A 2,320-nucleotide genomic window follows, 5' to 3' on the forward strand; every position below is an offset into this window, starting at 1 on the left:
CCGCCCTCCGGGCCGAGCCTCCCGCTCCCGCTCCCGAGCCATTGCCGGAGCGGGTGCCCGTCGCGTTCGAGGTCGATCCCGTCGGCGCGCGCCGCTACGGCCGCGCCCTGGTCGAGGCCGCCTGCGGCATCCTCGTGCGCGCCGGCCGGCCGATGCATGCGGGCGAGATCCTGGAGGCGCTCGTCGCGGAAGGGTTCGCCGTCCCCGGCCAGGATCCGGTCGCGGCGCTGAACACGCGGCTGTGGAAGCGCGCGGGCCCGCACGGGCCGCTGCGGCGGCTCGGCGACGCGGTCTACGCGCCGGCGCTCGATCTGGATCGGGGCTGAGGCGGATCCGGCGGAAGGGCGCCTAGTCGCGGCGGTCGTTGCCGGCGGTTACGCGCTGCGCCCGCGCGCTGCGGAGATCCCGGCCGACCTCCAGCACGAACATCCGCAGCGAGATGCCGCTGAACAGCACGATGGCGCAGACCAGCACGGCGGAGACGAGGGTCTTGGCGGTCGAGACGTCCACGGCGAAAGGTCCTGAAGCGGGTGCGGTTGCGATGGCCCTGAATCTGGGCCTCGTGCCCGGCGGGCACCACCGGGCCACACGCGGTGGCAGTCATGTGCCCGGCTCGGGTCTCGTGCGTCTCCGCACGCGAATGCTGCATCGAGCGCATGATCGATGGAGAAACCGTGAAGAATTTCTTCGGTTCGCCGATCCGTCCGACCCGACAGCGCCCAAACCGGGCTTCCACGGTGTGGGTTTCGCGGCCGCTCCGGGCCGGATGCGGCCGCGGACGGCTGGCCCATCGCCGCAAATCCCGCGATAAGCCGCCCGGCGGAGGGCAGGGCCTCGGTGGGAGGACGGCATGATCGCCAGGCAGGGCTTTTCGGGGCGCGGCGTGCGCAAGCGGCTCGGCGCGGGTCTCGTCGCCGTGGGGCTCGCCGTCGCCGGGGTGCAGCCCGGGCCGTCCGCCGCCGCGGACGCCCCCGCCCAGGGGCCCCTGACGGTGGCGAGCTACTTCTACATCGGCGGCCGCTACGAGCGCGTCGCCGACAAGACCGTGATGGTCGGCCAGATGTTCGTGCAGTCGCGGCGGCCGGCCACCGTCACGCAGCCCTGGCCGGTGGTGATGGTCCACGGCATCTCGCAGACCGGGGTCAACTTCCTCGGGACGCCGGACGGCCGGCCCGGCTGGGCCCAGCGCTTCGTCGAGAAGGGGTTCGCGGTCTACATCGTCGACCAGGTCGGCCGCGGCCGGTCCGGCACCAACCCGGAAGTCTACGGGCCCTACGCCCGGTTCTCGACCCGCGCCCTGGAGGAGACCTACACCGCCCAGGAGCTCTACGACCTGTTCCCGCAGGCCAAGCTCCACACCCAGTGGCCGGGCGGCCCCGGCGTGCAGGGGAACGCCGCCTTCGACCAGTTCTTCGCCAGCCAGGTGCCCTACCTCGCCGGCGCGCAGCAGACCGAGGAGCTGGTCGACCCGGCGCTGATCGCGCTGCTGGACAAGATCGGGCCGGCGGTGCTGGTCACCCACGGGCAGGCCGGGCTGTTCGGCTGGGCGGTCTCGGATGCGCGGCCCGACCTCGTGAAGGCCCACGTCGCGATCGAGCCGAACGGGCCGCCCTTCTTCGACGTGCGCCTGCGCGGCGGCAAGGACTTCTACGAGAAGGCGGGCGACGGGCGCGCCCGCGCCTACGGCATCACCCGCGTGCCGCTGACCTTCGACCCGCCGGTGACGTCGCCCGAGGATCTCGTGGTGATGCAGGCCAAGGCCCCGGCGGCCGAGGGGCGGATCCGCTGCTGGCTCCAGGGCGAGCCGGTGCGCCGGCTCCCGAACCTCGCCCGCGTGCCGGCGGTGATCGTGACCGCCGAAGCCTCGTTCCGCACCCCGGTCGACGACTGCACCACCGCCTTCCTCGCCCAGGCCGGTGCCAGGCCCGACAGCCTCAAGCTCGTCGACCAGGGCCTGCGCGGCAACGGCCACATGATGATGCTGGAAAAGAACAGCGACCAGGTCGCCGACGCGGTGATCGGCTGGATCGCCGCGCGCCCGCGCTGAGGCCGCCCGGGCAGAGCAGAGCAGGGCACGGCACGCGGAGCGCCGTGGCCGGGATGGCGGTATCAACCGTGGCTTGCAGGCCACAGGGCGGGCGCATCCGTCCGCCGAGGCCTTGTGCGCGATCCGGCCCGGCCGTAACGAAGACCCCGAAAAGCTAGTAATAACATCAGTTTAGCATCATTCCAAACAACGTCGCGAAGCCGTTTTCGCAGCGATCGTCCCCTGCTGTCCGCATCCTGGCAAGGCCCTTCAGTCCCATGCGTCGTCCCGCCC

2 protein-coding genes and 1 pseudogene are annotated in these 2,320 nt (G+C 72.4%); 2 read left to right on the top strand and 1 reads right to left on the bottom strand.

Translation table 11 applies throughout. The features are described 5' to 3' along the window. A pseudogene (locus FV230_RS27390) lies at positions 1 to 326 on the top strand (winged helix-turn-helix domain-containing protein); the annotation flags it as partial. 22 nt (positions 327 to 348) lie between these two features. On the opposite strand, the gene FV230_RS30100 reads toward FV230_RS27390, so the two are convergent. Next, the gene (locus FV230_RS30100) at positions 349 to 510 is read right to left on the bottom strand and encodes a hypothetical protein (RefSeq protein ID WP_187274950.1); all 162 of its coding nucleotides are present in this window, start codon (positions 508 to 510) and stop codon (positions 349 to 351) included. 340 nt (positions 511 to 850) lie between these two features. Between FV230_RS30100 and FV230_RS27395 the strand changes: the two genes are divergently transcribed. Further along, positions 851 to 2,047 carry an alpha/beta hydrolase gene (locus tag FV230_RS27395; protein WP_147844607.1) on the top strand — a complete coding sequence of 399 codons (1,197 nt, stop codon included), beginning with the start codon at positions 851 to 853 and terminating at the stop codon, positions 2,045 to 2,047. Positions 2,048 to 2,320 lie beyond the last annotated feature (273 nt).

Source organism: Methylobacterium sp. WL6 (assembly GCF_008040095.1).
GTDB lineage: Bacteria > Pseudomonadota > Alphaproteobacteria > Rhizobiales > Beijerinckiaceae > Methylobacterium.